This window comes from Verrucosispora sp. WMMD1129, assembly GCF_029581255.1.
Classification (GTDB): domain Bacteria; phylum Actinomycetota; class Actinomycetes; order Mycobacteriales; family Micromonosporaceae; genus Micromonospora; species Micromonospora sediminimaris.
Genome location: NZ_CP120741.1, coordinates 2336603 through 2362317, shown reverse-complemented (window position 1 = coordinate 2362317; position 25715 = coordinate 2336603). Strand labels below are relative to the sequence as shown.

The 25715-nt window shown below is 69.4% G+C and carries 21 protein-coding genes; 9 read left to right on the top strand and 12 right to left on the bottom strand.

Features of this window, described 5'->3' with window-relative positions; all coding sequences use genetic code 11:
- The first annotated feature begins 51 nt into the window (after positions 1-51).
- A complete protein-coding gene (locus O7624_RS10790; RefSeq protein WP_093401992.1) occupies positions 52-336 on the top strand; it encodes an antibiotic biosynthesis monooxygenase family protein in 285 nt (94 codons plus the stop codon).
- A gap of 60 nt (positions 337-396) precedes the next feature.
- Here O7624_RS10790 and O7624_RS10785 read toward each other — a convergent pair whose 3' ends face one another.
- Together O7624_RS10785 and O7624_RS10780 are read right to left on the bottom strand one after the other, a co-directional pair.
- Complete coding sequence (locus O7624_RS10785; RefSeq protein ID WP_282239904.1) at positions 397-972, bottom strand: hypothetical protein; 576 nt, start codon at positions 970-972, stop codon at positions 397-399.
- A gap of 253 nt (positions 973-1225) precedes the next feature.
- The gene (locus O7624_RS10780) at positions 1226-1954 is read right to left on the bottom strand and encodes a sigma-70 family RNA polymerase sigma factor (RefSeq protein WP_348774980.1); all 729 of its coding nucleotides are present in this window, start codon (positions 1952-1954) and stop codon (positions 1226-1228) included.
- 250 nt (positions 1955-2204) lie between these two features.
- Between O7624_RS10780 and O7624_RS10775 the strand changes: the two genes are divergently transcribed.
- On the top strand, positions 2205-3332 hold the full coding sequence (locus O7624_RS10775) for a hypothetical protein (RefSeq protein ID WP_282239903.1): 1128 nt from the start codon (positions 2205-2207) through the stop codon (positions 3330-3332).
- A 156-nt stretch (positions 3333-3488) separates the two neighbouring features.
- On the opposite strand, the gene O7624_RS10770 is transcribed toward O7624_RS10775, so the two are convergent.
- On the bottom strand, positions 3489-3848 hold the full coding sequence (locus O7624_RS10770) for a helix-turn-helix domain-containing protein (protein ID WP_282239902.1): 360 nt from the start codon (positions 3846-3848) through the stop codon (positions 3489-3491).
- Positions 3849-3995: 147 nt separating this feature from the next.
- On the opposite strand from O7624_RS10770, the gene O7624_RS10765 reads away from it, so the two are divergent.
- Positions 3996-4553, top strand: coding sequence for an NAD(P)-binding domain-containing protein (locus O7624_RS10765; RefSeq protein WP_282239901.1), 558 nt, complete (start codon positions 3996-3998; stop codon positions 4551-4553).
- Positions 4550-5446 (top strand): NAD(P)-binding domain-containing protein, encoded by an 897-nt coding sequence (locus tag O7624_RS10760; protein WP_282239900.1) that lies wholly within the window; start codon positions 4550-4552, stop codon positions 5444-5446. Before O7624_RS10765 ends, O7624_RS10760 begins: the two co-directional genes overlap by 4 nt.
- On the opposite strand, the gene O7624_RS10755 is transcribed toward O7624_RS10760, so the two are convergent.
- Positions 5443-5886 carry a winged helix-turn-helix domain-containing protein gene (locus O7624_RS10755; RefSeq protein WP_282239899.1) on the bottom strand — a complete coding sequence of 148 codons (444 nt, stop codon included), beginning with the start codon at positions 5884-5886 and terminating at the stop codon, positions 5443-5445. The genes O7624_RS10760 and O7624_RS10755 overlap by 4 nt on opposite strands.
- A 106-nt stretch (positions 5887-5992) precedes the next feature.
- Between O7624_RS10755 and O7624_RS10750 the strand changes: the two genes are divergently transcribed.
- Entirely contained in the window at positions 5993-7225 is a 1233-nt protein-coding gene (locus O7624_RS10750; RefSeq protein WP_348774979.1) for a multidrug effflux MFS transporter, read from the top strand.
- A 19-nt stretch (positions 7226-7244) separates the two neighbouring features.
- Here O7624_RS10750 and O7624_RS10745 read toward each other — a convergent pair whose 3' ends face one another.
- The 6 genes from O7624_RS10745 to O7624_RS10720 form a co-directional block, all read right to left on the bottom strand.
- The gene (locus O7624_RS10745; RefSeq protein WP_282239898.1) at positions 7245-8015 is read right to left on the bottom strand and encodes a DivIVA domain-containing protein; all 771 of its coding nucleotides are present in this window, start codon (positions 8013-8015) and stop codon (positions 7245-7247) included.
- Positions 8016-8169: 154 nt separating this feature from the next.
- Positions 8170-8604, bottom strand: coding sequence for a VOC family protein (locus tag O7624_RS10740; protein WP_282239897.1), 435 nt, complete (start codon positions 8602-8604; stop codon positions 8170-8172).
- A 29-nt stretch (positions 8605-8633) separates the two neighbouring features.
- Positions 8634-8987 carry a nitroreductase/quinone reductase family protein gene (locus O7624_RS10735; protein WP_282239896.1) on the bottom strand — a complete coding sequence of 118 codons (354 nt, stop codon included), beginning with the start codon at positions 8985-8987 and terminating at the stop codon, positions 8634-8636.
- 152 nt (positions 8988-9139) lie between these two features.
- The gene (locus O7624_RS10730) at positions 9140-11356 is read right to left on the bottom strand and encodes a choice-of-anchor J domain-containing protein (protein WP_282239895.1); all 2217 of its coding nucleotides are present in this window, start codon (positions 11354-11356) and stop codon (positions 9140-9142) included.
- A 165-nt stretch (positions 11357-11521) separates the two neighbouring features.
- Positions 11522-11980, bottom strand: a complete 459-nt coding sequence (locus O7624_RS10725) for a hypothetical protein (RefSeq protein WP_282239894.1) — start codon at positions 11978-11980, stop codon at positions 11522-11524.
- Positions 11981-12132: 152 nt separating this feature from the next.
- A complete protein-coding gene (locus O7624_RS10720) occupies positions 12133-13119 on the bottom strand; it encodes an MBL fold metallo-hydrolase (RefSeq protein WP_282239893.1) in 987 nt (328 codons plus the stop codon).
- Between the two features lie 200 nt (positions 13120-13319).
- On the opposite strand from O7624_RS10720, the gene O7624_RS10715 reads away from it, so the two are divergent.
- The 3 genes from O7624_RS10715 to O7624_RS10705 all read left to right on the top strand — a co-directional run bounded on the left by O7624_RS10715 (position 13320) and on the right by O7624_RS10705 (position 16290).
- Positions 13320-14360, top strand: a complete 1041-nt coding sequence (locus O7624_RS10715; protein ID WP_282239892.1) for a DUF5937 family protein — start codon at positions 13320-13322, stop codon at positions 14358-14360.
- A 182-nt stretch (positions 14361-14542) separates the two neighbouring features.
- Positions 14543-15490 (top strand): hypothetical protein, encoded by a 948-nt coding sequence (locus tag O7624_RS10710; protein ID WP_282239891.1) that lies wholly within the window; start codon positions 14543-14545, stop codon positions 15488-15490.
- 14 nt (positions 15491-15504) lie between these two features.
- On the top strand, positions 15505-16290 hold the full coding sequence (locus O7624_RS10705; protein ID WP_282239890.1) for a hypothetical protein: 786 nt from the start codon (positions 15505-15507) through the stop codon (positions 16288-16290).
- Between the two features lie 10 nt (positions 16291-16300).
- Here O7624_RS10705 and O7624_RS10700 read toward each other — a convergent pair whose 3' ends face one another.
- Together O7624_RS10700 and O7624_RS10695 are read right to left on the bottom strand one after the other, a co-directional pair.
- The gene (locus O7624_RS10700) at positions 16301-19369 is read right to left on the bottom strand and encodes a DEAD/DEAH box helicase (RefSeq protein WP_282239889.1); all 3069 of its coding nucleotides are present in this window, start codon (positions 19367-19369) and stop codon (positions 16301-16303) included.
- 110 nt (positions 19370-19479) lie between these two features.
- The gene (locus O7624_RS10695; protein WP_282239888.1) at positions 19480-22137 is read right to left on the bottom strand and encodes a DEAD/DEAH box helicase; all 2658 of its coding nucleotides are present in this window, start codon (positions 22135-22137) and stop codon (positions 19480-19482) included.
- 169 nt (positions 22138-22306) lie between these two features.
- Here O7624_RS10695 and O7624_RS10690 point away from each other — a divergent pair, with 169 nt between their 5' ends.
- Positions 22307-25702 carry a helicase-related protein gene (locus tag O7624_RS10690; protein WP_282239887.1) on the top strand — a complete coding sequence of 1132 codons (3396 nt, stop codon included), beginning with the start codon at positions 22307-22309 and terminating at the stop codon, positions 25700-25702.
- Positions 25703-25715 lie beyond the last annotated feature (13 nt).

Genomic DNA, 25715 nt, shown 5'->3' with positions numbered 1-25715 from the left:
GGATCGGGAGAGTATGACTGGCGTCCGCTCTCCCGATCTTCGGAGGTTGCCTTGCTGATCGTCGCCGGCACGCTACAGGTCGACCCCGCCGGGCGGGACGACTACCTGGCCACCTGCGCCGAGATCGTCCGCCAGGCCCGCGAGGCACCCGGTTGCCTCGACTTCGCCATCAGTCCGGACCTGATCGAGCCGGGTCGGATCAACGTCTACGAGCGGTGGGAGTCCGAGGAGCAACTGCTGGACTTCCGCGGCGCCGGCCCCGAACCTGAGCAGCAGGTGGCGATCGTCGAGGCCGAAGTCCAGAAGTTCCTGATCAGCACGGTCGAATCACCCTGACCGCCTGTCGAGGTGGGCGCGGGGCCGGACGGGTCGGGGAGAACGCGCCCGGCCCCGCGGTCAGCGGCCGGGGGTGCGGGGCGTCGCGGCCGGAACGCTCCCGTTAGGCACACCGGGCACGGTCACGGTCGGGACGCCACCGGGCCGCTTGGTGGTGGCCGTGTCGGGACGGCCGGTCGGTGTGGCACCACGCGGGTTCGGGGTGGGGTGGGTGGTCGGCCGCCCGGCACCACTCGGCGCGCCCGTGGGGTGATCGCGGTCCTCCGACGCGGCGGCGGCGCAGTACTCGTCGACCTGTCCGGCACCGCCGGCCGCCTCGAACAGTTCGGCGAAGGCCGGGTTCTCCGACGCCTTGCCCGGGTTGGTGGCGGCGCCGGCCGCGTACGCCTGGCACATGCCTGTCAGCGAGGGCGACGGACCGTCGCTCGCGCCGGCCCGGTCAGCCGGTCCGACCGGGAGCGACGGGGTGACGGTAGGTGCTGCCGGGGCCTGGGTCGTCGGGCGTGTCGTCGGGTCGGCCAGCGGGTTGGGTAGCGCGCCGGTACCGGCGGCCAGCGCCACGCCACCGAGCCCAGTGGCGGCGATGACGGTCGCGGCCTTGACGGTGAGCAGCTTCGCCAGCGTGATTTTGAGCATTGATTCTCTCCGTGGTCGAGGTTCGGGGGCGAGATCAGCGGCAGCCCGAAATGCAGCCACCGCCAGATGCTCCCCAGCCATCTCGTCGTGTCGTGCCGGCCCGCATGCCGCGCGTAACGGGGCAGCGAGCGGACCGGCCTGGCTCAGGGCGACCGGGTCGGCGTCCAGTAGCCGATCAGCGGTCTTTCTGTCCATGCGGCGAGGTGATGGTTTGCTCATCTCGTTTTCCCTGGCGTCGTCCCGGATCATTGCGTCACTCACCCGCCGCGAGTCGGCGCATCGTGGGCGTGGGCGGGCGTAATCCCGGTTCGGGCGCGATGGCGCCGTCCCGAACGGTCTGCGGGTCGAGGCGCGCGGCCAGCCGGCGCAGACCCCGCCACGCGGCGGTACGCACCGCGCCCGGACGCTTGCCCAGTACCTTGGCGGTGGCCCGGGCGTCGAGTCCGACCACCACCCGGAGCAGGATCGCCTCGGCCTGGTCGCTTGGCAGCGTGGCGATCAACTCAATGGCCGCGCGGGTCGCGGCGGCCTGGACGGCCTGATCGGCGGTGTCCTGACCGGCAGGCAGGTCGACCAGCGCGTCGACGGACACCGTCGCCGCGGGCCGCCGTCCCTGGCGGCGTAGGTGATCCAGCGCCCGGTGTCGAGCGATCCCGGCGGTCCAGGCCCGGAATCCGGCCCCTTCGTCCCGGAATCGGCGCAGGTCGCGGGTGATCTGTAACCACGCCTCCGAGGCAACGTCCTCGGCGTCGGCGCCGACCATGCCCCGCAGATAGCGCAGCAGGCCGGGCTGCACCTGCCGGTACAGCAGCCGGAACGCATCCTCGTCACCATCCTGAGCGGCTCGTACCAACGCGGCGAGGTCCGAGTCGGTGTGGCCGCCGGTGCCGCTGGTCACCGCCACCGCCGGCTGGAATCCACCGACATGACCGCCATCCGGTATCGCCAGCACCTCGTCACCAGATTCGCCGTCACGTGCCACCGCCACCAGGGCGGCAGCCCTCTCGTCTACCCGTACGACTGATTGGCGTACGGGTGACCTGTCGCGTCACAGCCCGCGGGAGGAAAGGTGAATGGTGCAGGGCAAAACCACCATCTCGTCCTTATTGCTCCACCGATCGGGTAATTCGACCACTTCTGGCCGTGTCCATGCCGGTGCTCGCAGTCGTTAACACTGTGACACCCCATCTGGTGGCCTGCGGTTGGTGGCATGCACGGCGAAGGAGTTCGGCGTGGCGAGGACTGATTCGACGGGTTCGACATGGCGGTACCGGTGGGCGCGCCGGCAGAACGAGCGCAGGCTGCGGCTGTTCCGCAGCGCCGAGGGAACCTGGCGGCGACGCGACGACGAACTGCGCCGCCTGCGTACGCTCGCCGAGCAGTGCCAGGGCTCGGCCACGGCCGGCGACGGCCTTCCGCTGGAACTGGCCCCCGGCGAGGTGGTGCTCCGGGTGGTGCCGGCGGCGCAACTGGTGGAGATGCGGCACAACGCCGTACTGCCCGCCCCCGATCTGACCGTGGGCGCGCAGACGGGTCGGCTGCGTCGGCGTCTGCCCGACGGGGTACGGGTCACCGACGCCGGCATGGCGGTGGTCACCAACCGCCGGCTGGTGCTGCTCGGCGGGCGGGGCCGACGTGACTGGGCGTACGGCAGGATGACCGGTCTGAACCACGACCCGCACGCGTCGGTGACCCTGATCCAGGTGCTGGACCGGCGGCGGACCTCGGGGGTGCTGCTGCGCCCGGACGTGGCGGCCGAGTTCCGGTTCGTGCTCACCCTGGCCTTCGCCGACGCCATCGAACAGCGCCAGGCGGTCATCGACCAGCTCGACGAGTTGATCGACGAGCACGCCCGGCTGCGTCCGTCCCGTCCCGGCATCGCCACCCCCGGGCAGGCCCGGCTGTTGGCACTCATTCCCGGTGGCCGACGGACCGCCGTGGTCGCTGCCGCGTTGGCCGTGATGGTGCCGGTGGCCCTGGCCAACTCCGGCCCGTCCGACCCGACCAGCACCGAGACCGCGGTGGCCGCGACCGGAGCGCCGGCCGCGACCAGCACCTCGACCGCAGCGCGCGGCACCGGCGCCACGGCGGCGCCGCGCAGCACCGGCACCAGCACCGCCAGCCCGAAACCCGAACGGCGCTGCGGCGCCCCCAAGAACCCGATGGGGTACGACTTCTGCGGCGGGAAACGGGTCCGTGAACCGGCCCGCGAGGTGTGCGACCACTTCGACTGCGTGCCCGGCTTCTGGGAGGGGCGCGGCTACCTGGTGCAGTGCGAGAACGGCAAGGTCAGCCTGGCCGGCGGCAGCCCCCGGGCCTGCGGCCTGCACGGCGGCGTACGCCGCACCGTCACGGCCTGACCCACCCGGCGCCGCCTCCGCACGACGTTGGGAACGCCAGGTGAGGCCGCACTATCCCCGAAGTTGCTGGGTGGCGCCGGGTGCGAGGCCGCACTATCCCCGAAACCGCTGGGTGGTGTGCGCGGCCGACGTCCGTCGACGGACGACGGGGCACGGTCAGGGGTTGGTTGCCGCCGCCTCGGCGGCGAGACGCTCGGCGCGGCGCTGCCCCCACTCGCCCAGCGGGCCAAGCGCCTCGTTGAGCGACCGGCCGTGCTCGGTCAGGGAGTACTCCACCTTGGGCGGGACCTCGCGGTAGACCTCGCGGTGGACCAGACCGTCCTGCTCCATCTCCCGCAGGTGCTGGATGAGCATCTTCTCGCTGACCCCGGGCAGGCCCCGCCTCAGCTCACCGAACCGCCGGGTGCCGTAGTTGTCCAGCTCCCACAGGATCAACGACTTCCACTTCCCCGACACCACGTCCATCGCGGCGTCGATCCCGCAGATGTAGGGGCCGCACCTGTCACCCGACGCCATGGACCGCCTCCCCGGTAGCCGATCTTGATCACTTACCTGTAGGTAAGTATCGAACAGAATAGTGGGTACTTGCCCGCTCGATTGTGGTCGCCAACCATGGTGATCGGCGCGCCCGTCAGATCACCGGACAGAGCAGGGGGCCACCGAATGACAGTCAGCACCACCTTCCTGGGACTGGGCGCGATGGGCAGCGCGCTCGCGACAGCGGCGTTGGACGCCGGCCACCGGGTCGCCTGTTGGAACCGCACAGGTCACCGGGCCCAGAGCCTCGGCGAGCGGGGCGCCGTCATCGCCGACAGCTATCTCGGGCCGGACGCGGGCATGGCGGCGCTCTACGACACGGCGATGCTCGCCGGCATGTACGCGATGTTCGCCGGCTTCCTGCACGGCGCGGCGATGGTCGGCTCCGAGGGGGTGCCGGCCGGCGAGTTCGTCCGGCGGCAGGCGCCGTTCCTGGCCGCGATGACGGAGCAACTGGCCGGCTTCGCCGCGACCATCGACGAGCAGGACTACCTCGGGCCGGGCCAGCAGAGCCTGCGGTTCACCGAGACGGCCCTCAACACGGTGATGCAGGCCAGCACCGGGCAGGGCGTCACCGATGAGGTGCTCAAGCCGGCGCACGACATGGTCCGTCGGCAGCTCGCCGCCGGGTTCGGGGAGCACGGCACCGCCCGTATGTTCGAGGAACTGAGGAGTGTCCGATGAGCGGGACGAGCGATCTCCGACCGGTCACCGTCATCGGCCTCGGGCCGATGGGGCAGGCGATGGCCGCCGCCCTGATGCGCGTCGGACATCCGGTCACGTTGTGGAACCGCACCCCGAGCCGGGCCGACACCCTGGTCGCCGGGGGAGCCACCCTCGCGCCGTCGCCGGCAGCCGCCGTCGCCGCAAGCAAACTGACGATCCTCAGCCTCACCGACTACCCGGCGATGTACGACATCCTCGGCCCGGTGGCCAGCGCGGCCGGGGCCCTGACCGACCGCACCCTGGTCAACCTCAGCTCCGACACCCCCGACGCCTCGCGACAGGCGGCGACGTGGGCCGCGAGCCACGGTGCGCGGTTCGTGACCGGCGGGGTGATGGTGCCCGCCCCCATGATCGGCACCAGCGATTCGTACGTCTTCTACAGCGGAGCCCGCGAGGCGTACGAACGCAGCGAACCGGTGCTGCGGATCATCGGCGAGCCGAGGTACCTGGGCGCCGATCCGGGGCTGGCGCAGCTGTTCTACCAGGCACACCTCGACGTCTTCCTCACCTGCCTGTCGAGCCTGCTGCACGCCACCGCGCTCGTCACAGCGGCGGGCGTACCAGCGGCCGAGTTCCTGCCCGGCGCGCTGACCACGCTCACCGACATCCCGGCGATGATCGGCGACGGGTTGGGACTGGCGCGCGCACTGGAGGCCGGCGAGCACCCGGGCGATTTGAGCACGGCGCGGATGATGGGCGCCACGGCCGAGCACATCCTGCGGACCAGCGAGACAGTCGGCGTCGACGTCGAGCTGCCGAAGGCGGTCAGGTCGCACTACCAGCGGGCGGTCGCCGCCGGCCACGGCGACCAGGACTGGACCGCACTGTACGAGGTGATCCGGGCCGGTTAGGGCAGCTCGGCGGTGCGGTCGGCCAGGCGGGACAGGGCGGGCACGGCGGCGGCCAGCCGCTCCCGGTCGGTCGCGTCGAGGTCGGCCAGGGCGGCGGCGATCAGCTCGCGGCGGTACTGCCCGTAGGCGGCGATGCGCTCGTACGCCACCTCGGTCAATTCCAGCCGGACGGTACGCCGGTCGGCCGGATCCCGGTCCCGGCGCAGCAGACCGGCGGTGGTCAGTTCGCCGACCAGGGTGCTCACCGTGTTCGCGGCGGTACCCAGACGCTCGGCGGCCTCCCGGACGCTGATTCCGGGCTGACGCTGCACCAGCCGCAGCACCTCGACCTGCGCGTCCGGCAGGGCGGCACGTCCGGTCCGCTGGATGGCCCGACGGCGGAGTACCCGGTGCAGGTCACTGAGGGCCGCGCCGAGCTGGTCGAGCGTCTCGTCGGTCACAGTGCCGCCCCTTCACGCTGCAACACCTCTGTAGGCAGAGCTACCGTAGCCGAACGCCCCCGGCAGCCGGCCACGCCGTGGTGGCGCCGACTGCCGAGGGGAATCGATGCCGCAGACCGACGTGCCCGTACGCCCGCCGGAGCGCATCACCCCACCCACCGGCCGCGCCGCCCTCGGGCTGCTGGTGCTGCTCGGTTCGCTCACCGCGATCGGTCCGCTCTCGCTGGACACCTACCTGCCGGCGTTTCCCGGGATGACCCGCGACCTGGCCGCCAGCCAGGCACAGATCCAGCTCTCCCTGACCACCTGCCTGATCGGCATGGCCCTGGGCCAACTCGTCACCGGCCCGCTCAGCGACCGCTGGGGGCGACGCCTTCCGGTGCTTGTCGGCGTCGCCGCGTACACCCTGTTGTCGCTGGTCTGCGCCCTCGCACCGTCGGCGGAGACGCTCGCGGTGGCCCGCTTCGCACAGGGCTTCGCCGGTGGCATGGGCACGGTCGTCGCCCGCGCCGTCGTCCGTGACCTGTACTCCGGCCGGGCCGCCGCCAAGTACTTCTCCCGCCTCGTCCTGATCTTCGGCATCGCGCCGATGGTCGCCCCGGCCCTCGGCAGCCTGGTGCTCAACGTCGGCGACTGGCGCACGATCTTCGTCGCCCTCGCCCTGGTCGGTGCCCTGCTCGCCACCGCCGTCGCGCTGCGGCTACCGGAGACCCTGCCCGCCGCGCGGCGCAGCACCGGTGGCCTGGCCGCGACCGCCGCCGCCGGGCGCACGCTGCTCACCGACCGCGTCTATCTCGGGTACGCGCTGACCCAGGGCCTCGCCTTCGCCGGCCTCTTCGCCTACCTGTCCGGTTCCTCGTTCGTCCTCCAGGACGTCTTCGGTCTCTCCGCCAGCACGTTCAGCCTGGTCTTCGGTGCCAACGCGCTCGCCTTCGTCGCCGTCGGCCAGCTCAACGCCCGCCTGCTCGACCGCTACGATCCCCGACCGCTGCTGGTCGGCGGTCTCGGTATCGGCCTGCTCGCCGCCCTCGGTGTGCTCGCCGGGGCACTGCTGAACAACCTGCCCGTGGTCATCGCCGCGCTCTTCGTCTTCCTCGGCTCGCTCGGCCTGGTGATGCCCAACGGGACCGCCCTCGCCCTGGACCGGCACGCCGCCCGCGCCGGCACCGCCGCAGCACTGCTCGGCGGCATCCAGGCCGTGGTCGCCGCCAGCGCCGCTCCACTTGTCGGGCTCGGCGGCGAGGGCAGCGCGCTCCCGATGGCCGTGGTGCTCAGCGCCGCCGCAGCCGCCTCGCTCCTGATGCTGCTGACCCTCGCCCGCCCCGCCCGCGTGCGGTAGTAGCTCCGGCTGCTGCCGGTTACTCGGGCTGTTCCGGCTGTGCTGGCTCTCCCGGCTCGTTGGCGAGCGCGGCGGAGAGCCGCTCCAGGTAGGCGTCGACCTGCCCCATGTCGTAGCCGCGCAGCGCGACCTCCAGCGTCCTGCCGTCCAGCTCCGCCCTGACCGCCTGACGCTGCGCTGCCGTCCCCGAGGCGAGCGCGTCCAGGCCCCGCCGGACCAGGTCGTCCACCATGCGCTTCTCATAGCCGCGCAGCGCCGTGTCGAAGACCGGCTCGGAGACAACTCCCGGCTGGCCCTCCCGGAGCTCGGCTCGATCCTGCCGGGCGTCGGTGAAGCGACCACCGCTGATCCGGTTCAACTCGGCGGCCACCTCGTCCGCAGACTCCCGCACGTCGGCGAGGCTGAGCAGCACCAGGGCGGGCCGGTCGTCGACCGGGCTCCGACCAACGAGCGGACGGTCGATTGTCGACCCGACGCCCGGGACCAGCAGCAACGACGGGGTAGCCGGTCCCGCAGCCGCTGCCCGTGCGGGTTGGCCCAGCACGATCGTGTCGATCTCGGCCCACGGCACCAACCGGTTGAGCCCGGCGACCCTCAGGTCCAGCCCGTCGGGGCCGATCCGGAACCGGAACGGTCGCAGCGACCGAGCGGTGATCCAACCACCCGTCAGCAGTGCGGCTCCGGCGAAGACCGATGCGCCCATCCCGGGAGAGCCAAGCAGGAGGGACACCCCGAACGCGAGCAGCAGCACCCCGGGCGCCAGCGAACGTCGATTCCTGCGCAGCTCCATGACGACACCTCGATCAGCTGAGTGGCCGTGCAGAGCATGCCACGGCGGGCGCCTCGTCGGTTGCCCCGGCGGCGGGTACCGGCGCAGGTGGTCCCCGGACCGCCGGGTAGTGACCTGCGTGAGGTGATGACGAGACCCGTGAAACCAGGTCGGGTCAGGGCGCGTCGAAGTCGGGGACGGTGATCGTGCCGTCCGCGGCGATCGGGAAGCCGGGATTCCAGGCGATCTCCCAGAGGTGCCCGTCCGGGTCGGTGAAGTAGCCGGCGTACCCGCCGTAGGAGGTGTCGCGGGCCGGTTGGGTGACCTTGGCACCGGCCCGGGCGGCGGCGGCCATCAGCTGATCCACCTCGGCGCGCTCGCGTACGTTGTGGGCCAGCGCGACCCCGGCGAACCCGCCCGCGCCCCGGTCCTCGACACCGGCGTCCTCGGCCAGCGACTGCCGCGCCCACAGCACCACGGCGAGCCCGCCGGCCTGGAAGAACACGGTCTGCTCGACCTCTTGGCCCTGCCAGCCGAGCTGCCGGTAGAAGTCGCGGGACCGGACCAGGTCGGCGACGCCGAGCGTGATCAGACTGAGTCGCTGTTCCATCGCAGCAAGGTAACCCGGATCTGCGACGGCTACCCGAGGGGGACCTGGACGGCGACGTCGTGTTTCGGGTACAGCGAGGCGAACTGGTCAGCACCGTACTTGTCGCGGAACATCGCCACGACGTGGTCGACCCGGTCGGCCTCGGTGATCGGGGTGGCGCTGGAACTCAGCGCGGTGCCGTCGACGGCCAACTGGACCATCGGAGTCTGCTGGACGTTCTTGTACCACTGGCTGTCCGAGCCGGTCACCGGCACCAGGAAGACGTTGTCGTCCTCCTGCACGAACCAGACCGGATGGGTGATCTGCCGCCCGGTCCTGCGGCCGGTCACCGTCAGCTCGACTTCCCGTACGCCATCAAGTGCGTCACCTATCGCGTTGGTCATGGTTTCCCCCGGCTGCTTGCCCCCGACGATGCCTCTGCTGGCCAGGCTAGGGACCGACGCCGGGCCGCGTCGCCGGATCCGGCAGCTTCGCCCGGCGGAAACAGAGAACTCCCGGTGCCGCGTGGCGCGGCACCGGGAGTCTCTGCTCAGGGTCAGCTCAGCGGAGCGCCGCCGGGCTGCGCCACGTTGTTGACCGTCAGGGTGTACGGGGCGTACTGCGTGACCTGCTCGGTCGGCTCGTCGTAGGCGACGATGGCGACCACCTTCGGGAAGGCGGACAGCAGCGCCGTCTGGATCAGACCGAGGGTGAAGTTGGACTTGCCGTCGGCCTCCACCTGGTAGGCCAGCTTGAGCTTCTCGTTGATGCCGACGAAGCGGACGTTCCAGTTCGCCACCGGCGTCGGGTTGATCTCCGACGGCGAGTCGAACGGCTCCAGGCTCGAACCGTCGCTGACCAGCGTGCCGCCGACCGCGATGTCGTCGATCAGCAGACCGCCCTCGTTGACACCGCCGTCGCTGACGTACCGGAAGCTGACCAGCACGTCCTGCCCGGCGTACGCGGACAGGTCGAACGAGTGCGGCTGGAAGCCGTCGGTGGTGCCGTTCAGCGCCGGGCCGAGCGGACCGGCGACGGTCTCCTCACCGGGGATGACGGTGTAGCTCTCGCCGCCGTCGGTGGAGACGCTGACGTAGCCGTAGTCGTAGCCGGCCTCGGCACCGTACTTCGCCAGGAAGGTAAGCGTCGGGTCGGCGGCCGGCACGGTCACCGGGGTGACCGCGGCGACGTCCAGGCTGTTGCCGTTGCCGGACCACAGCACCGGGTTGCCGCTGCGATCCGGGTCGTCGCTGACGACCTGCCAGGCCAGCGGGACCGGCGGCAACGTCTTCGCGCCCTGGAACTTGATCGAGCGCAGATCGCCGAGGCCAAGCGGCTTACCGTTGGCCTTCTGCAAGGTGACGTAGTCGGCGCCGTTGGGTGCTGCGCCGCCAGCCGCGTACGAGGCGGGGTTGGCCAGGTTCACGGTGGCGTCGAGGCTGGCCGTGGTGACCCGGCGCTTGTCCACCCCGAGCATGATGCCCCGCTTGGAGTTCCCGACGATCCGGTCCACCAGGTTCATCGTCTGGTAGTCGTGGATCACCTTGTACATGTCCTTGACGCCTTCGGCCTTCAGCGCAGCCTCAAGGCTGGCGAAGCCCTGAAGCTCACCGTCGCGGTGCAGCCGCGAGATGAAGTCCAGGCCGTAGCGGTCGTACAGGAACAGCACGAACGAGTAGACGTTGCCGTAGTCAGCCAGCACGCCACTCGACGTGCTGCCCTCGTTCCACAGGTTTATCGAGTTCTCCGGGCCACCACAGTCCCGTGGATTCGTGTTGTAGTCCGTCTGGACGATGCCGAAGCCCTGGAAGCAGTAGATGTGGCTGTCGGTGCCGGGCTCGTCGACCCGGGCGGTGGCGTCGACGTACCCGGCGAGCGTCTGCACGAAGTCGGAAAGACCCTCGTTCAGCCAGGTCGTCTCGAACGGGTCGGTGTAGTAGTGCGCCAGGTGCTGCCACTCGTGGATGAACGTGCCCTCGTACAGCTGCGGGCGGGCCGGCCGGCTGGTGCACAGGTCGTCGGTCGGCTCGTTCGGCGGGTTCGCGCCGGTGCGGTGCGCCCAGTCGAACGCGTCGACAGTCATGATGTTGCGGTCGAGCAGCTCGTTGAAGAGCGAGAAGTGGAACCCGGCGATGTAGCTGGGGGCGGCCGGGAAGTCGTAGAAGTTGTCGTCGCGTACGTTGTCGACGAGCGTGACCGTCCGGTTACCGGCACCGGTGAAGTCCCCGCCGATCTGCGCGTTGCTGCCGTCCCGCTCGGGCGGGGTGCTGAACGCGGCCGTCGACTTCGGGTACATGTTGGTGTCGAACTCGTGGACCAGGCCCGCGACCTGCTCGTCGGTGACCACCGTGGAGTTCGGGATCTGCCGGCGGCAGTCACCCTCCGGGAACTCCGTGTCGTTGGCGACCCACACCTCGATGTTGTCGCCCACGCCGCGCAGCGTGTAGTCCTTCAGGTAGATCTCGCCCAGGTAGTCGTCAAGCGCGAGCCACTGCCGCACCGTGCCGACCGGCGGCGTCTCGGCCGCCGCGGCCTTCGACCGGGCCTGGGTACGCGGCTGGTACTGGGTCGGTGCCTCCAGACGCTGCCCGTTGAAGGTGAAGTCCTTGCGGGTCAGCTCCCGGACGTCACTGGCGAGCCCGGTTGCCGGGGCCGGCACCGGCTTGACGGTCGTGGCCTCCGGGGTGGCCGAGGCGGCGGTCGGCTGAGCGATGACGAGTAACGGTAGGACGATGGCGCTGGCTGCTATCCCCGCGAAGCGGCGTCGTGCCACGAAACCTCCTCATAGGTGGAAGACCACCGACCCGGGGTGGCCCGGGCACCGGTGGATCTACGCACGCTGATCGAGCGTCCCCGTATCCTGTGCACGTCGCCCCCGATCAGGCAACCCTTCACCGGAATCAATCGAGGTGGTGAGGCTTTCGCGCCAAGCGCCCGATCAGCCGCAGTTACCCCAGCTGTACCGGCCGGCGCTCTGCCAGCTCGTGAAATACAGGACCTCGCCGTTGTACATGACGCACTTGTCCCGGGCGGAGCGCTGAATCGCCGCGTAGTACTTGTAGCTGCCCGGGTCGTAGGCCCAGGAACCGCCCTGCACCCGGATCCCGGCGGAAACCCCGGTCGTCGAGCCCACCGCCACCCGCTTGAGGGTGACGACACAGTTGTACCCGCTGGCGCTGTTGTACATCAGGTAGACATCGCCCACCTTGGTGCCATCCGGTGCGGAAATCGACCGGTGGCCGTCAGTGGTGTGGGCCCAGGAACCACCGAAATCGTTGTTGCACGCCTGTGCCGCGGTGAACGGATTCGTCGCGGCCTGTGCCGGCGACGCGAGCGTCACCGCCGCCACCGTCGCCGAGACAATCGAGATGGCCAGTCGTCGTGCCAGTCCCCGCATTACGCCCTCCTGATGCTCCGGCGCGAAGATCGCGCACCTGCGCTGGCATCCTGCCACATTGGAGGCTCACCAAGATCCACGGGCCGCCGACCGGGGGTCTGTGCAACGCGGTCCGGGCTGATCGGGTGGTGCCGACCTGGCCGGAGGCGGTTTCAGTCGAGTTCGACGAAGGGGCGGTTGAGGTGCGCGGTCGCGAGCACCGCGCGTTCGCGGCGGGCCGCGTCGAGCAGGCTGCGGCGGGTCAGCCGGGCCTCGTCCTGATCCGCCTCGTACCGGTAGGCCACGTCGGGGTCGACGACCTGGACGGCGTGGACGAGCACGTCGCCGGTGACCACCACCTGGTCGTGGCGGCCACCCTCCACCAGCACCGACTGGTGCCCCGGAGTGTGGCCGGGCGTTGGCACCACCCGGATGCGGTCACCGCGGCGGCCGGCGAGGGTACGCCGGCCAGCCTTTGCCAAGTCGCCGCTGAGCACCACCGCACCGTCCACCGGGTGCAGTTGCCCCGCCGCCCGCAACGGCCGCACCACGTACCCGAGCATCTCGCTGCCGCCCGCCTCCAGCGCGTCGAGTTCACGCTGCTGCACCACGTACCGTGCGTTGGGGAACATCGGCACGCCCTCGGCGGTGACTGCCCAGCCGGCGTGGTCCTCGTGCAGGTGCGTCAGCACCACCGTGTCCACCCGCCGCACGTCGATCCCGTTGCCGGCCAGCAACTGCGGCAGCGCGCCCGGCACCGGCGCCCACGCCGAGGCCGGGCTGCCCTCCGGCCCGACACCGGTGTCCACAAGTGTGTACCGGTCGCCGGGACGGCGGATGGCGTAGCAGCGGAAGCTCAGGTGCCACGTCCGGTCCGGCCCGAACGCGGCCGGGTCGATGCGCCGGGCCGCCGCCCAGTCATTTCCCGACGCCCCGGAGAAGGCGTCGTCGTAGCTGAGGAAGAACGGGCCGGCAGCGTCGGTAAGCGCCAGCACCTCGAAGCAGCCCACCGAGCGGATCTTTGAGCAGTCGGTCCTCGCCTTCCCCTGCGCCGGCCGGGCTGCTGCGTGCGCGGGCGGCGCTTCCGCCTGCGCAGGCCGGGCGGCGAGGACACCGCCACCCACGGCCGCCGCCCCCAGCAGCAACGTCCGCCGCCTCACCAATCCTTCGGAGTACGACACTGAGATCCCCTTCCCACGGTCCACGCCGGTCGCCGTCGCAGGGCCGGCTGGGTGTGCAACTTCGGGGAAGGTGTCCCCTCGCCGCGGCGGGAGGCGACTCTTTCCCCGAAGTTGTTGTGAGGAGATCAGCGGGGCGAGGGCGGGTGCCAAGGATTCGAGGGGGTTCTAATGTTGGCGAGGTGTTGACTCTGCACGTCGACGCGGAGCGGCTCGTCCGGTCACGGTTTGCGCTGTCGCGGCTGACGGAGGTCACAAACGCGCTGGAGGTGCTCGCCCACCCCGAGCGGGCACCGTACGCCCGCAGCTGGGTGACCCAGACCCGGCGGACCCTCGACCCGGGCTCGGTCGACGTGCTGTTCGCGCTGGTCAACGGCGCCACCGCGTACATCCCCGACTTCCTTTCTCCGCTGCCCGGCAGCTACCAGCCCACCCTCGACGAGGAACTCGCGGCCGTGGCGGCGACCACCGCCGAGGACGTCCACCGGCAGCTGCGGACGGCGTTCCGGATCGGCCCGCCCCCGCCGGTCCTGTTGGAACGCAGCCCGACCGGACGCGACCCCCGCCCAGCATTGCCGGCCGCGGTCGCCGAGGTCCTCGCCCGACGTGGCGAAAAGGTGCTGCTCAACCGCGTCGTCGACCAGCTCGCCCGCTTCTGGCGGCACAGCCAGGCCGAGCTTTGGCCGAACCTGCACCGGGTGCTCGACGAGGACATCCGCCACCGCGCCACACTGGCCACCCGAACCGGCCTCGCCGACATCGTCCGTACCCTCGACCCGAGGCTGACCTGGGACGGCCGCCGGGTCACCCTCGACTCGCCCGCCGAGCTGTCCCTCGACGCGGCGCAGGGGCTCATCCTGTCCCCGTCGGCGTTCCTGCCCCGCCCAGCGGTGTACCTGGGCGCACCCGGCCTGATCATGGTCGGCTACCCGGCGCGGGGGCGGGGCCAGGTCTGGTCGCTGCCCGCCCCGGCCAGAGAGGAGACCGACATTCTCGGCGCACGTCGGGCCGCACTGCTGACCGACCTGGCTACGCCGCTGACCACCACCGAACTGGCGGCGCGGCACGGGATCAGCCCGGCCACCGTGTCGTACCACCTGGGGCGGCTGCGTCGGGCCGGGCTCGTGCTGTCGCGGCGGGAAGGGCATGAGGTCCGGTACGAGCGCACGCGGTCGGCGGTGAAGCTGCTGCGGGCGCTGCGCGGTGACGGCCGGCGCGGCTGACGGCCGATGAAACTCGCCCGCTCCGTCAGCCTGACCTAGCACGCACCGATACTTGCGAACTCGCCACTGCAACTTGGTGGAGACGCAGGTGAGCAGGGTGTATAAGTATTAACCAAGGGGGTTGGGTAATGCTTATATCGTCGTCCGTCTGGCGCGCTCTGGCTGAAGCAGGGGTCACGCTCGTGCCACGCGGAGCCGACCGGGCTGAGCTGGGCTACGTCGATGCCCGAGTCACGGTGACCGTCATCGCCTCCCCGGTTCCGCTGACCCCGCGCGACATCGCCACGACGATCGACCGCCACCCCGGACCGTGCCTGTTCATCATGCCGACGGCGACGGCCGCAGTTCGGGAAGCAGTCGAGGCCGCCGGCTGGTCCTGGCTGATCGACGGCGAGCGGCAGGTCACGGGTGTGCTGCGCCTCGGCGGAGAACAGGTCACGCTGCGACCCCCAACGGAGGCGGTAAGGCGATGGGCCAAGCGCGGCCGGGTGCCGTGGGGCACCTTCACCCTGGTCCGCCGGCTGATTCAACAGCCGTACGCAACCCAGCAGGAACTGGCCGCCCTTGTCGGCGTCTCCCAACCACGCGTCTCCCAGGCGCTGGCCGCGTTAGCTGACTACGACCTGGTCAGCCGCATGCCTACCGGCTGGGTCGTGCGGGACCTCGATGAGGCGATCCGGTGGTGGCTGTCGACCTATCCGGGGCCGGGGGGCATCAGCACCTACTGGTACGGCCTGGCGTCAGCGGTCGAGCAGGCCCGGACGGTCGTCGAACTGGTCGCGGAAACAGATGCTGCTGGCGTCGTCGTGTCCGGCGACGTCGCGGCGGACACAATGGCTCCATGGCGTGCCCCGACGCGCGCGATCCTCTACGTCCGCGATGGCGTGAACCTGGCCGATGTGGGCTTCGTTCCCGCTGGCGACGAGGAGGCGACGCTCGAACTCACGGTGCCGAGGGATCCCGGCCTGTGGCCGCCGCCCGGCAAGGCGGCACCCGGCCTCCCACTCGTCGATCCGCTCCAGGTCCTCTGGGACGTCCGGCGCTCGCCCGGCCCCGACAACGAAGAGGCGGCACAGCGCGTGTGGAACATGCTGCGTCAACGCCACCATGACCAGAGGCACGCGGCGTGACCGGACCAGCCCCAGTGGCACCGCGTTCCGTCTCGCTCGTCTCGACCAGCCGCGCCGCAGACGCCGGATTTCTCACCCTTGCCGACCTCGCGGAGATCACCACCGCGCTCGAACTCGACCACCGGATCGTCGGCGGTCACATGGTCACCCTGCTTGTCGCACTGCACGGCGTCTCCGCACAGGTGCCACTGCGCGAGACGGCAGACGCCGACTTCGCCGCCCTGCCCACCGTCGTCGCTGACCCTCGCCTGCCAGCGGAACTCGTCGAGCGCGGCTACACATCTCGGGAGGCAGCCAACCGTTTCATGCGCGAGGTTGAAGATTCTCATGGGCCGCTGACGCTGGTGGTCGACATCCTTGCGCCGTCCTACCGGGGTGCGTTGGTGCCCAACCAACGACACGGTGAGCTGGTGGTCGACGAGGTGCCCGGCCTCGTCCTTGCGCTGCATCGACCTGCCGAGTTACTCGACGTCCACGTCCAGCTCACCAGCGGTGAGCCGCTCGGCCTGCGCGTCATGCTGCCGGACGTGGCCTCAGCGCTCTGTCTGAAGGCCCTCGCTTATCGGGGACGATTCGCGGCGAAGGACGCGGTTGATCTGTGGCGACTCATCAACGCGGCCTATGCGGCCGGGCTGCGGGTCGGGAACTGGCCGGGCAGCGTTACCGGCCGTCAGGGCGCTGAGGTACTGCACCGCTTCTTCGGTGCGCCCCAAGCTGCCGGCCTGAAGCAGATGTCTACCAGCACGGCAGACCGCATTCGGATGCAGGCGTTGGTGAGAGAAGTCGTGCCGGTTCCGTAGCAACATAGGCTTACGCGGCGATGGCGCGGGCGGCGGCGTACATGTCGGCGGGCAGCGGGTTGTGCAGCCCCCAGATGATTCGCATCGGCCGGTCGCCGGTGTGCTCCTGGTAGGTCATCGGGCCGGCGTACAGGTAGGCCGGTGCGCCCAGGTCACGGTCTGGGATCCTCGTCTCCCGCACGAAGAGATGCACGGTGGAGCCGCGCGTGGCGTGGTGGATGTAGCGCTGCCCGGTCGCTGACGCCGACGAGGTGGTGCTCTGCGACTCCCACTGGAAAAGGGTGTCGGTGATGGCCCGGTCGGCGTACATCGTGGTGGGGGAGTAGTGCTGCTCGGACTTGACCAGGGTGACGAAGAAGATGTCGGCCTTGGCATCTGGCAGCCACTTCACCCCTTCCCGCAGCGACCCCGGGTTGGGCATGCCGAAGGCGGCGCACGCCTCGTTGCGGCTGTACCGGGCGTGCACCTTCAACGGCAGCCCGTCGACCGGCACCGTCACCCGGTGGATCCGCTCGCGGAGCACGTCGGCGACCTGTCGCAGCTCGGCACAGCGTGCCGGCTCGGCCCGGAGCCGCGCCAGCCGTTCCCCGCGTTGGCTCAGTGGCGCGTTTGGCCCCCACAGGTCGAAGTGCAGCATGTCCCAGAGCCGCCCGGTCTCTGGCCGCTCGCCGGCCGCCACCCGGGCCAGCAGGTCGAGCCGGTCCGGGTCGTCCAGGTGCAGCATCCGCCCGATGGCCCGACCCAACTCGCGGTCGTCCCGGCCGCCCGGTGAGGCTTCCAGCCCGGCGAGCCGCCGCAGCCCGGTCCACCCGCCGTAGCTCGCCGACCGGTAGACGTCCTCGATCTCCACGCCCGCCTCGCGCAGGAACTCGCCAAGGCTCACGTCTCCGAGCAACCGCAGCTCCTTCACCAGCCCGGTCTTCGAGGTCGGCATCGCTGAGCGCAGGTTGGCCAGCACGATGTCCTTGGCCACCCGGTCGAGCTGGATGTGGCAGCCGCTCGGCAGGGACGGGAAGTCGTCGCGTACCGCTTCGGTTATCGCGCGGCGGCTGACCCCGGTCAGAGCGCGCCAGCGTAGGTCGAAGCGGAAGTTGGCGTGCTGCCCGCCGATGAAGTCGAGCACGGTCAGGCACGGTTTGTCGTCGTCGAGGCGCAGGCCACGGCCGAGCTGCTGAAGGAAGATCGTGGCACTCTCGGTGGGCCGCAGCATCAGGATCGTGTCGACCATCGGCAGGTCGACACCCTCGTTGAACAGGTCAACTGTGAACAGCACCTTGACCGTGCCGTCCCTGAACTCCTTGAGCAGCGCCTGCCGACCGGCCGCGTCGACCCGCGACGTGATCGCCGCCGACCGCACACCGTGCCCGCTGAACCAGGCCGCCATGAACTCGGCGTGCCCGATGCTCACGCAGAACCCGAGTGCCCGCATCCGGTCGACATCGACGCTGTCCCGTACCGCCCGCAGCACCATCCGCGCCCGCGCGTCGTTGCCGGTGTAGACGCCGTCCAGCTCGGTCGGGTCGTACCCCTGCCCGCGCTTCCACCGAAGCTGCGACAGGTCCACATCGTCGTGCAGCCCGAAATACTGGAACGGCGCGAGCAGTTGCCGCTCCAACGCCTCCCACAGATGCAGCTCAACGGCGGCGCGACCATCGAACCACCGCCGCACGTCGCCGCCGTCACTGCGGTCGGGCGTCGCCGTCAATCCCAGCAGTACGCGCGGCGTCAGCCGCTCCAACAATCGGGCGTACGTCGGCGCTTCCGCGTGATGGAACTCGTCGACAATCACCATGTCGTACGCCTCGGGGTCGATCTCCCGTCGGTGCAGCGACTGGATCGAGGCAAAGACGTGCCGCCAGTGCTGCGGCTCGCGGCCCCCGACAAGCGTCTCGCCGAAGCTACCGTCCCCCATGACCTGCCGGAACGTCGCCAGGCTCTGCCGCAGGATCTGCTCCTGATGCGCCACGAACAGCAGCGAGTCGACGGCCTTCTCCCGGTGCAGCCGGCGATAGTCGAGCGCCGCCACCACCGTCTTGCCCGTGCCGGTGGCCATCACCACCAGGTTCCGCCAGCGCCCGTGCACCTTCCGCTCGGCGTCCAGGTCGGCCAGGACTTCGGCCTGGTACGGGTACGGCCGCACATCCAGGTTGGCGATCTCGGTAGGTGCCTCGTCGCGTCGCTCCCCGTGCAGCGCGGTGCGGAGCCGCTCGGCGTCCCTGCCCGGCTCGTAGTCCTCGAACGCCGGATCGTGCCAGTAGTCCTCGAACGTGGCCGTGAACGTGTCGATGACGTACGGCTGCTCGACGTTGGAGATCCTGACGTTCCACTCCAACCCGTCGACAAGCGCCGCCTTCGACAGGTTCGACGACCCGACGTACGCGGTGGTCATGCCGTTGTTGCGGCGGAACAGCCACGCTTTGGCGTGCAGCCGGGTGGTCCTGGTCTCGTAGGAGATCTTGATGTCAGCGCCGAGTTCGGCGAGGCGGTCGAGGGCGCGTTGGTCTGTCGCGCCGAGGTAGGTCGTGGTGATGACGCGGAGGCGGCCACCTCGGTCGATGAGGTCGCGGATTGCCGGCTCGATGATGCGCAGGCCGTGCCACTTGATGAACGCGCAGAGCAGGTCGACTTGGTCCGCCGAGGCCATCTCGTGGGTGACCTCGTGGCCGATGCGCGGCTGGTGACGGCCGTTGACGAGGAGCGCACCGGACGAAAGCGGAGTGGTCGGGCGGGGCGGAAAAGTTGGTTGCGCGGGTGGGGTCGGTGGGGCCGCGATGGCGTGCAAAAGTTTCCTGGCGTCGATTACCTGGTCCTGCCCCGTCGCTGCCTTCGGGCTGAGAGCGGCGATGGCCTCGGCGATGCGATTAGCCAAGTCCACCTGCCGGGACAGCTTGTCGTCGTCGGCGGGGACGGCGTGCAGAGCGCGGTGGGCCAGGATGGCGATGTGGCGGGCGAGGGCGTCGGGAGCGTCGGCGGGATCGAGCTTGGCGCGCTGAACCAAAGCGGAGTCGACGTGTTGAAGACGGCTAGCCAGCTCGCGAGTGATCAGGTGCTCGTAGATGCCCCGTTCAAGATCCGTCACCCGGGCAACGTAGCCGCCAACACTCTTGAGCGCTGGCCCAAACGGCGTGTCCGCGTTTTGCTGTCGGGTCCATGACAGCGGCGCACGCCTCGTTTGAGCGCAGAGGAAGGTCAAGCTTCGGCAGCGGCACGGTTGAAGAGGCGTTGGCGTTCGGCGGCCACGACCTCTCGGACGAGTTCAGCCTCGGACAGGTCCACCGCCTCGGGAGTGGCGCCGGCCAGGTCACTGACCCGGGCAAAGTCATCGAAGAGTTGCTTCTTCCCGGCCAGCAGTTCGACGATCCGCTGATCGACACTGTCTTCGGACAGCAACCGGTGGACCTGCACCGACTGCACCTGCCCCATCCGGTGCGCGCGGGCGACGGCCTGGGCCTCGGTGGTGGGCTTGAGCTGCGGCTCGCAGATGACAACGACGGACGCGGACTGGATGTTCAACCCGACGCCGCCGGCCACGATCTGCGCAACGAGAACGGCACCGTGATTGGCCGATGCGAACCGGTCCACGATCTGCTGACGGTGGCTCGCTGGCACCGATCCGGTCAGGGGGCCGAACACCGGCCCCGGGAGGGACCGGGCCACCAGATCCAGCACCTCCCTGAAGTAGGAGAAGACGATGACCCTCCGCTCGTTCTCCTCCGCCTCACGGACGATTTCGATGAGCCGTTGCAGTTTGGCGGACTGTGGCCCCTGGAGCATGGCCGCCTGGCGCATCTCCATGAAGTTCCCGCGTTCGACGGCCGCCAGGTAGCGGGAGGTGTCCGCCGCGGACATCGGAAGCCACTCCTCGACCTCGATGAGCTCCGGGAGCTCGGTCAGGACGTCTTCCTGGTTCCGACGGAGATAGGCGGGCGCGACCTGCCGCCGGAACATCCTCGGCGAGAGGTCCGTGGCGTCGACGGTGAGGTCCGGGCGCACGTAGGACGCCAGATTACGGAACTCGTCGACCTTGTTCTCCAGTGGCGTGCCGGTGAGCAGGATCGCGCGGTCCGCGCGCCCGACGAGTTCCTCCGTCCTCATGGACCGCCGGGCATATGGGTTCTTGATGTAGTGGGCCTCGTCCACCACGACGCAGGCTAGGTCGCGGAGCTTTTTCAGGCGCTGCTCCCACCAGCCGAGGGTCTCGTAGGTCGTGATGGCGACCCCGCCGTCTCGTACCCAGGTCCGAGCCGCGCGGTCGCGCCCCGGTCCGTGGACCCGGTGCGGGCGCAGCTTCGACTTGCTGGTCACCTCACGGACCCAGTTGGTCACCACCGCCGCCGGGCACACCACCAGAAAGTGGGTCTCGCCGCGGCTGCGCAGGTGGGCGAGGACGGCGAGGGCCTCGACCGTTTTACCGAGGCCCATCTCGTCCCCGATGATGACCTTGCGCTGCACGAGGGCGAAGCGGGCTGCGAAACTCTGATAACCGCGGAGCGACGCCGTCAGGTGTTCGCCGCTGAGCGTCTGGTCACGCACCGCCTGGATAATCTCCTCTGGGAGATCCCCGTGCGCCGCGTCGTCGTCCTCGGTAACGAACCCGAGCTCAGAGAGCATCGCGAAGTAGTCGGCGGGTCGGGCGAGGAAGTCGTCCCACGGGTCCGCGCTGACGCTCTTCGGGCCGGATGCAGATGACATGCCGAGCAGCTCGGCCCGTCGCTTGACGATTTGGATGCTCTCGCGAACTCCTGCGGCGGGTAGTGCCCGGGTCGGGATCACGAGGAGGTGACTCGTCTTGCGGTTGATGGCCTCGCCCAGTGGTGCGAGCTCGGCTGCGCGTTCGAGGTCGGCGGCCGCACCTCGGGTCTGCCGGTACGCGTCCCATTCGGCGAGGCAACGCAGGAGGTGGGTGGTCTCCGGGTGGCGTCTGCTGATGTCGATGCGGACGGGCATCTCGTCGTACGTGGTGTGCCAGATCGCTTGCGCTGCTCCGACTATGCGCCGTGCTGACGTCTCCCCGACGCCTTGGAGCGCCTGAAGGGACGAGCCGACGTCCATCACGTCCTGCACCGTGTTGACGCCTGCCTCGACGAGCGGCGCCAGCCGGAGTCGATCGCGGGTAGCGGTCTTCAACGCATCCACCGGCATTTCCTGCAGAATTCGTTGGACCTCGGCGCGTCTGACCTTCTCACCCGCATCGCGCACAGTCGAGCGGTACGACGCCTCGCCAGCGACGACCTTGTCGATGACAGCCAGCGCCTCCGGCAGGCCCTCGAAGACCGGCCGGTTCAAGATCTCAGGCTCGCCCGTCAGGCCGGAGATGAGGTCGAAGCGAAGTGTCGACTCGAGCAGTGCATCGAACCCGAGTCGTGCCGCGTCGACGGGCGCTGTGAAGACGGCGAGCTGCTTCAGGCGGCTGGGGCCGTTGGTCTCGGTTATTGCTGCGTGGTGACGACGCAGGTGGTCACCTGCGGCCTCCGCCGACTGCTTTCGCGCCGACCCGAGGAAAAAGCGACGCACGTTGAGCAGCGGGCTGACGTCGGCGATGGCACGCGGCACGTCATTGGTGAGCAGCCGCAGCAAGGCCTGGTCGTCGGCCGTCGTCTCCGGGAGGTTCGCGCGCTCCCGGAGGCGCCTCACGATGTCGGTGTCGCTCGCCCAGAGCGGCACCGCGCGCCAGGAGGGCTGACCAGCCCGGTCGATTCGGACACCGCGGGAGCCCAGTTCTCGCTCGCCGCTGCTGGCGGCGTCCCGGACAGCCAGGTGCCAGGCCTGCACGTCCGTGGCTTGCAGACCCCACTGTTTGAGGTCCGCCACGACGCGGCGAATCTGCTCGCGTTCTGTCTTGTTCATGCCCCGCCGCCGGATTACTGGATTAGCGGAGGTAGCGTAAGGCACCCATTTGACGGACGGGATCCGCCAAGTCGCTGATGGTTGATGGCCGGTGCCGGTCAGTAGGCTCTGCGGGCAGTCAAATTGGGGGTAGTACGTGCGGCTTGAGGATCTCTCGTCGGGTGTTCGGGTGGCTGGGGTGGTACCCGGCGAGAGTGTTTCGGTACTCGCTGCTCAATGGCATGGTTCCAATGCCGTCGAGCTGACCTACAAGACCCTCGACGGAGGTCTGCGCCAGCAGGTGCTCTTCCGGGCCGACGAGGCCAGGCTCAGCCTCTCCGACGCGGGCAGCCGGCCGTTCGATGCCGACGCACAGGAGTTCCGGCTGGTCGCGGAGGCGCAGCGAATCTCCTTGGCCGGGTTGTTCGACCCGATGCTGGCGGTGGCGACCAGCGACGTGCAGCCGCTGCCTCACCAGATCCGGGCGGTCTACGGCGAGATGCTCGATCGAATGCCCCTGCGGTTCCTCCTGGCCGACGACCCCGGCGCCGGTAAGACGATCATGGCCGGCCTGTACATCAAGGAACTCCTGCTCCGCGACGACGTGAAGCGCTGCCTCATCGTGGCGCCCGGCGGACTGGTCGACCAGTGGCAGGACGAGCTGTTCTTCAAGTTCGGCCTACGTTTCGACATCCTCACCACGGCCATGGTCGACGCCGCACTGGGGTCGAGCGTCTTCGAGCAGTATCCGCTGCTCATCGCACGGATGGATCAGCTTGCGCGCAACGAGGGCCTAGCTGCCCACATCGACGACGCCGAGTTCGACCTCGTCGTTGTCGACGAGGCCCACCGCATGGGCGCCAACTACTTCGGCGGCAAGCTGAACAAAACCCGCCGCTTTCAGCTCGGCGAGAAGCTCCGGGACCGCACCCGACATCTGCTGCTGATGACCGCCACACCCCACGCGGGCAAAGAGGAGGACTTCCAGCTCTTCCTCACCTTGCTCGAGCGCGACGGCTTCGAGGGCAAGTTCAAGTCTGGCGTACATAATCCTGACACCAGCGGACTCATGCGACGCATGGTCAAGGAAGACCTGCTCACCTTCGAGGGCAAACCTCTTTTCCCGGAACGTATCGCCCAGACCGTGCCCTACGAGCTCACCCTAGACGAGCAGGACCTCTACGAGCGGGTTACCGAATACGTACGTGAGGGGATGAACCGGGCCGCACGGCTGGACGACAAGCGCCGCAACACGGTCGGCTTCGCGCTCACGGTGCTACAGCGACGCCTGGCCTCCAGCCCAGAGGCGATCTACCAGTCCCTGGTCCGACGCTCCGAGCGACTCAAGCGTCGCCGTGACGACCTCATCCACGGCCGCGGTGTTGGTGACGAACCCGCCTCGATCAACCCACGCGACTGGGACAACGACGAGTACAGCGCCGAAGAGGTCGAGCAAGTCGAAGAGGAGCTGCTCGACGCGGCCACCGCCGCCCGCACCATCGAGGAGCTCAACGCCGAGTTGGCCGACCTCGACAAGCTGATCCACATCGCCCGGCGGATCCGCAATCTCGACACGGATCGCAAGTGGGTCGAGCTGCGCAGGATCCTCGAGGACAACGAGCTGATCCATCCTGGCGGCGACAAGCCACGCAAGCTGATCATCTTCACCGAGCACCGCGACACCCTCGACTACCTGGCTCGCAAGATCCGCTCGCTCTTCGGCAAGCCGGACACGGTGCAGGCCATCCACGGCGGTGTCCGACGCGCTGACCGGCGTGCCATCACCGAGGAGTTCACCAAGAACCCGGCTTGCCAGGTGCTCCTGGCCACCGACGCCGCCGGCGAAGGTCTGAACCTTCAAGCTGCCCACCTGATGGTCAACTATGACCTGCCATGGAATCCCAACCGGATCGAGCAGCGCTTCGGTCGCGTCCACCGCATCGGCCAGACGGAGGTGTGCCGCCTCTGGAATCTTGTGGCCGCCAATACCCGCGAAGGCGAAGTGTTCACTCGGCTGCTGCAGAAGGTTGAGGAGCAGCGCAAGGCCTACGGCGGCAAGGTCTTCGACGTCCTGGGCGCGGCCTTCGACGAAACGCCGTTACGCGAGCTGCTAATCGAGGCCATCCGTTACGGCGACCTCCCCGAGACCCGGGCCAAGATGGAACAGGTTATCGACGAATCGGTCGCCCACGGCCTGAAGGAGCTCCTGGAGGAGCGCGCACTCACCCACGACGCCATGTCGGACGCCGACCTGGCTCAGATGCAGCGGCTCATGGAGGAGGCGCGTGCACGCAGGCTACAGCCGCACTACATCGAGTGGGCCTTCCGCGTCGCCTTCCAGCGCCTCGGCGGTCGGCTTGCCAGACGCGAGCGTGGTCGCTACGAGATTACCCATGTCCCCGCAGCTGTGCGCGCCGTCACCAAGCACGGCCCAGTCGCCACCCGCTATGAACGGGTGACGTTCGAGCTCGAGTGCATCGATGTGGCCGACAAGCCGCGCGCCGACCTCCTGGCTCCCGGGCATCCGCTCCATGACGCTGTAGCCGAGCTCACCATTACCCAGCTCCGACCGGTCCTCGATCGCGGCACCGTCCTGGTGTCGCCCGAGATCGAGGAGCCCGCCCTGCTGGTCGGCGTGGTGGAGGAGGTCGTCGACGGAACCGGAGAGTCGATCTCCCGCCGCTTCGGCTACGCCTACGTCGACGTTACCGGCCAGGTCAGGCCTGCCGGTCCGGCGCCCTACCTCGACTGCGTGGCCGCCCCGCGGACCCCGGCTGTGGCAGCTGCGATGAAACTGACGTGGCTCGGTGAGGCCGAAGCCCAGGCCCGAACCTGGATCATTGGCCACCAGCTCAAGGACTATCTCGCCGAAGTCTCACCTCGCCGGCTCACCGAGATTGAGCGAACACGGGCGCGGGTCGACCAACGGTTGGCGCATGAGTCGAATCGGCTGATCGGTGAGGCGATGGCCGCCCAGGAGAAGGAGCAGGTCGGCACGAAGCCGAAGGAGACCTCCGACAGCCTCATGCGCAAGGCACAGGAACTCCAGGTCCGCCGGGAGGCCCGCCTGGCGGTACTTGACCAGCAGGCACAGTTGGTTACCAAGCCGCCGCGCATCATGACCGCCGCGCTCGTGCTGCCGTTGTCGATGGTTGATGCCGAGATTCCCTCCGACGCTCCGATCCACGCCAAGGAGACGAAGGCCGTCGAGCGGCGCGGCGTCGAACTGGTGCTCGCCACCGAGCGTGCTCTCGGCCGGGCGCCGCAGGAGCAGGCCTTCAACAACCCGGGTTACGACGTCCTGTCCATCCCGACCGACGGCAGTCCGTCGATCCGCATTGAGGTCAAGGCACGCATCGAGGGCGCCCAGGACTTCTACGTCACCCACAACGAGGTCGTCACCGGCAAGAACGCCGTCCCTCATTACCGCCTTGCTCTGGTCACCGTGAGCGGGGCCGGCCCCGAGCATGACCAGGTACGGTACGTCGCCGACCCCTTCGCAGGCGTTGACTTTGGCGACCTCGCTGCGACCGGCATACGGGCCAGCTGGGCGAAGACCTGGACCGTCGGCATCAAGCCCTTCTGATCGAGATTGACAT

Excerpts from the sequence above, each read along its gene's own strand:
- O7624_RS10785 (WP_282239904.1), bottom strand. The coding sequence starts at position 972 with ATGCTCAAAATCACGCTGGCGAAGCTGCTCACCGTCAAGGCCGCGACC.
- O7624_RS10770 (WP_282239902.1), bottom strand. The coding sequence starts at position 3,848 with ATGGCGTCGGGTGACAGGTGCGGCCCCTACATCTGCGGGATCGACGCC.
- O7624_RS10765 (WP_282239901.1), top strand. The coding sequence starts at position 3,996 with ATGACAGTCAGCACCACCTTCCTGGGACTGGGCGCGATGGGCAGCGCG.
- O7624_RS10760 (WP_282239900.1), top strand. The coding sequence starts at position 4,550 with ATGAGCGGGACGAGCGATCTCCGACCGGTCACCGTCATCGGCCTCGGG.
- O7624_RS10750 (WP_348774979.1), top strand. The coding sequence starts at position 5,993 with ATGCCGCAGACCGACGTGCCCGTACGCCCGCCGGAGCGCATCACCCCA.
- O7624_RS10745 (WP_282239898.1), bottom strand. The coding sequence starts at position 8,015 with ATGGAGCTGCGCAGGAATCGACGTTCGCTGGCGCCCGGGGTGCTGCTG.
- O7624_RS10740 (WP_282239897.1), bottom strand. The coding sequence starts at position 8,604 with ATGGAACAGCGACTCAGTCTGATCACGCTCGGCGTCGCCGACCTGGTC.
- O7624_RS10735 (WP_282239896.1), bottom strand. The coding sequence starts at position 8,987 with ATGACCAACGCGATAGGTGACGCACTTGATGGCGTACGGGAAGTCGAG.
- O7624_RS10725 (WP_282239894.1), bottom strand. The coding sequence starts at position 11,980 with ATGCGGGGACTGGCACGACGACTGGCCATCTCGATTGTCTCGGCGACG.
- O7624_RS10695 (WP_282239888.1), bottom strand. The coding sequence starts at position 22,137 with ATGAACAAGACAGAACGCGAGCAGATTCGCCGCGTCGTGGCGGACCTC.